The 4707-nt window shown below is 41.2% G+C and carries 5 protein-coding genes; 2 read left to right on the top strand and 3 right to left on the bottom strand.

Going from position 1 to position 4707, the window contains the following annotated elements; all coding sequences use genetic code 11:
• The coding region (locus AC1DPZ_RS22170; RefSeq protein ID WP_477407533.1) for a DNA repair protein RecN at window positions 1-1383 on the top strand (1383 nt) is incomplete at its 5' end.
• A gap of 196 nt (window positions 1384-1579) precedes the next feature.
• Window positions 1580-2392: an enoyl-ACP reductase FabI gene (locus AC1DPZ_RS22165; RefSeq protein WP_477407531.1), complete on the top strand. Its 813-nt coding sequence runs from the start codon at window positions 1580-1582 to the stop codon at window positions 2390-2392.
• Between the two features lie 104 nt (window positions 2393-2496).
• Here AC1DPZ_RS22165 and AC1DPZ_RS22160 read toward each other — a convergent pair whose 3' ends face one another.
• From AC1DPZ_RS22160 to AC1DPZ_RS22150, 3 genes are all read right to left on the bottom strand, one after another.
• Entirely contained in the window at window positions 2497-2913 is a 417-nt protein-coding gene (locus tag AC1DPZ_RS22160; RefSeq protein WP_477407529.1) for a hypothetical protein, read from the bottom strand.
• Between the two features lie 89 nt (window positions 2914-3002).
• Complete coding sequence (locus AC1DPZ_RS22155) at window positions 3003-3680, bottom strand: GDSL-type esterase/lipase family protein (RefSeq protein WP_477407527.1); 678 nt, start codon at window positions 3678-3680, stop codon at window positions 3003-3005.
• 119 nt (window positions 3681-3799) lie between these two features.
• The coding region (locus AC1DPZ_RS22150; RefSeq protein ID WP_477407525.1) for an AAA family ATPase at window positions 3800-4707 on the bottom strand (908 nt) is incomplete at its 5' end.

The raw sequence follows: 4707 nt of genomic DNA, 5'->3' as shown, positions 1-4707 counted from the left end.
TTTGTGAACGATACCCCGGTTAACCTTACCGCGCTTAAACAATTGGGCGAAAAACTGATCGATATCCACTCACAACATGCCACACTGGAGATCAACGACCCGGAATTTCAGTTGCTGGTGGTTGATTCGGTTGCCAGGCATGATGACCTGCTGAATGATTACCGGAATAAATACCGCACGTTTAAAAAAGACACCGGCAAGCTTGCCCAATTAATAGCCGAAAGTGATAAAGCCAAAGCAGATCTTGATTACTTTCAGTTCCAGTTTGATGAGTTAGAAAAAGTTAGCCTTAGCGCTGACGAGCAGGAGCCGCTGGAAAAAGAGTTATACGCATTAAATAATGCCGAGGAAATAAAGCGCAACTTATATAGTGCTTATTACCTGATACAGGAAAGTGAAATGGCGGCACTTTCTCAACTACGTGAGGCGGGGCAACAGTTAGGCACCCTTGAAAAATTCGATTCGCAAATTGAGGAATTGCACCAGCGTTTGAACAGTACTATCATCGAACTAAAAGATATAGCTGCCGAAGTTGAGCAAATAGAACAAAAAACCCATACTAATGAGGCCCGGGTTGATGAAATTAATACACGCCTGAGTTTGATATATAACCTGCAAAAAAAGCATCGTGTAAACAGCAATGCCGAACTCCTGCAGATCCAGGATGAACTGTCGGAAAAGATCCGGCAGGCCTTATKCAGCGATGAAACTATCGAAAAACTGCAAAAACAGTTGGCCACAGACAAAGCTGAGCTTGAAAAACTTGCAGCCAAGCTAACAGCCAGCCGCCTAAAAGTTATCCCTTCTATTGAAAAACAGGTGATTGATACACTTGCGGAAATGGGCATGGGTAATTCGACGTTGAAAATTGAACAAACGCAGGCCCCCCAGCCCCCTAAAGGGGGAGCTTTTGATTTGCAAGGCGGTGCCGTACTTACCAAAGATGGTGTAGATCAGGTCCGCTTTTTATTCTCGGCCAATAAAGGCCATGCGCTGGCCGAAATGAGCAAGGTAGCATCGGGCGGTGAGCTTTCCAGGCTGATGCTGAGCATCAAATCTATCATTGCAAAATATACCGCGCTCCCTACTATTATTTTTGACGAGATAGATACAGGGGTATCCGGCGAGGTAGCCAATAAAGTGGGCCAGATTATGGAGCGCCTGGCCGATAACCTGCAGGTAATTACAATTACCCACCTGCCTCAAATTGCCAGCAAGGGCAAAAACCATTATTTTGTTTATAAAGACGATAGTACCGCAACCACCTACACCCGCATTAAACAAATTGATAACCACGAACGTGTTTTGGAAATTGCCAAAATGCTAAGCGGTGATAAACCGGGTGAAAGCGCCTTGCAGAATGCAAGGGAACTACTCGGATAATTATCAGTTACCGCAAACAAATCATGCTGATTTTCTTTCGGCATCCTACAGGACAGGTCTTTTGCATTGTGTACGTTATACTTGTGAGATGCTGAAATAAATTCAGCATGACTTTTTCTTCAATAACCGCAAACTGATAACTGCCTACTAATTAAAAATAATTATAACTTTACCCGAATTACAGAAAACTCAAAACATGGCTTATAATTTATTAAAGGGCAAAAAAGGTATCATTTTTGGTGCCCTCAATGAGCAATCCATCGCCTGGAAAGTAGCGCAGCGCGCAGTACAGGAAGGTGCCGAAATTGTATTATCAAATGCGCCTATCGCATTACGCATGGGCGAACTCAATAAACTGGCAGAAGAGTGCAACGCCCCTATTATAGGTGCTGATGTTACCAGCAATGATGATATCAACAACCTTTTCACCAAAACCAAAGAACACTTTGGCGGTGGTGTTGATTTCATCCTGCACTCTATCGGGATGAGTATCAATGTTCGTAAAAACATCCCTTACCCCGAAAATAATTACGATTTCACGCATAAAGGCTTTGATATTTCGGCGCTAAGCCTGCACCGTATATTACAGGCTGCTATGAAACATGATGCCATTAATGAATGGGGATCTGTATTGGCTTTAAGTTATATAGCAGGGCAGCGTTATTTCCCTGGTTATAATGATATGGCCGATAATAAAGCGGTATTGGAAAGTATAGCCCGTAACTTTGGTTACGAGTACGGTGTGAGCAAAAAAGTTCGTGTTAATACTATTTCACAATCCCCTACCCGCACCACAGCCGGATCGGGCGTGAAAGGCTTTGACGGCTTTATTGATTTTGCCGAAAAAATGAGCCCACTGGGTAATGCCGATGCCGACCAGTGTGCCGATTACTGCGTATCCATGTTCAGCGATCTGACCAAAATGGTTACGATGCAAAATCTTTTCCACGACGGTGGCTTCTCCTTTACCGGCGTAACACAGRCTGTTATTGACCAGATGGGGAAATAGCTTAAAGCCAAAGGCACAAAGCAGAAAGCTAAACTAATTTAGAATTACATAAAAAAGGAGCCTCGCAAATGCAAAGGCTCCTTTTTTATTAGATAATTTCGGGATTAAGCTGGCGTTGAATCTACCAACACAACCTTTACCTTAATATCCAAAGTGGGTGCTGCACTTAGCTGGCTTCCATCAGAATTTTGGGCATACAGAATAACCTTACCTACCGAATAAGTGTAGCTATATGCTATGCCATTATAGGTTTCGGGAAGTGCTTCATAAGTTGTGCCTCCGTCATAAGAAATATAAACCAGTACACCTCCATTGGCCTGAGCATAACCATCCTGTTCGGGCAAATTACCCAGTGTTGATGAATACGATAAATTCCCTTCGTCATCTGTTGTAACTTTCCAGCCGCTGGTACCTTGCACATCGTAAAATGCGGTCACGTTGGCAGGGGTGATATACTTTTTAGTACATGAGGTTGCCGCTATTAAAACAGTGCAGCAAATTAAAGTCAAGATTTTTTTCATAACGTTTCGATTGTATATACTGTAAGAACAATATAATTTAAAAAGGTTTAACGTTTTTTGATTTATTTTATTTCAAAAATATTGGCTGCTTATTGTGTTACATATGGCTCAAGCTGCTTTCTCCATAAGTAGTAGCCATAAGGAGTTAGGTGTACGCCATCTGTTGTGGCAAGGGAATTTAGCATATCATCATTAATAAAACTATCATACATATTAATGTATATAATATTATTGAGCCGGCAATACTTTAAAACCCTGGTATTGTATGCTTTTATCAGTAAATTAAACCTGGGCGTTAAGGTGGGTAAAACCGATTGAACATATAGTTTAGTTGCCGGCGAGCTACTTTTTGTAATAACACATATTTTAACAAAATTTTTATAGGCTATTTCCATATCCCGCCCATTTCGTACATCATTAATGCCTGCTTCTAAAAATATCTTTGATGGTTTTCTTACAATAATCCGTTCCAGATTATTTAAAATATCCTCGGATTCGGCGCCGGCAAAGCCCATATTTTTAAGGTGAATATTGTTGAAGCTACTCCTCAACGCAAATCCCTCGGTTAAACTGGTGCCAATGAATATAGTTTCACGGGGGTCTCTTTTTGCGCTAAACAGCGCGTTCCACTTTTGTTTTTCAAATTGATGACGGCGCATGTAGCCAAAGTAAATCTTCCTGTTAATAAAATAACCTATGGTTATAATATTGAGCGCAATTGAAACAATGAAAAGCCCCTTATAAATTATCCTTTTATTAACAGCCATATAAAACTAATATAGGTGGTACCTAAACATAAGTGACTCGAAGATAAATAACTATAAGCGCAAAATAAAAAACCCCGCCTGCCTAAGCAAACGGGGTTGAATTTTAAATAAGTAAGCGATTATTTCTGCTCTTCTTTTGTCGGAGTTTTGCTTTCACCTTTTTCGTCGGTGATCTTGATCTCGTTTGTTTCCTTATCGAAATCAACCTTCATGATATCACCTTCGCTTAGTTCACCTTTAAGAATCTCTTCGGCAATTGGATCTTCCAAATATTTCTGGATGGCACGTTTTAACGGGCGTGCACCAAATTGCGAATCATAACCTTTTTCGGCTATAAACTCTTTGGCGGCTTCGGTAAGCTCAATTTTGTATCCTAAAGCATTAACGCGGCTAAACAGGTATGCCAGTTCAATATCGATGATCTTGAAGATCTCGTCTTTACCTAACGAGTTAAACACAATAACATCATCAATACGGTTCAGGAACTCAGGAGCAAAAGCACGTTTCAAAGCGTTTTCGATAACACCTCTTGAGTGTGTATCGGCCTGTAAAGTTTTTGCATTTGTACTGAAACCTACACCCTGGCCAAAATCTTTCAGCTGGCGGGCGCCAATATTTGATGTCATGATGATGATAGTGTTCCTGAAATCAACCTTGCGGCCCAATGAATCAGTTAACTGGCCTTCATCCAATACCTGCAACAATATGTTAAATACATCTGGGTGAGCTTTTTCAATCTCATCCAATAATATTACAGCATATGGTTTACGACGTACTTTTTCGGTCAATTGTCCGCCTTCTTCATAACCCACATAACCCGGAGGCGCTCCAACTAAACGGGATACCGCGAATTTCTCCATGTACTCGCTCATATCAATTTGTATCAGCGCGTCTTCGGTATCAAACATAAAACGGGCAAGCTCTTTTGCAAGCTCGGTTTTACCAACGCCTGTAGGACCTAAGAAAATAAATGAACCAATTGGTTTTTTAGGATCTTTTAAGCCGGCACGCGTACGTTGTATAGCAC

It is taken from the genome of Mucilaginibacter sp. P4_G9, assembly GCF_056400985.1.
The sequence above is the reverse complement of the archived record's forward strand: the minus strand, read 5'-3'. Positions and strand labels throughout refer to the sequence as shown.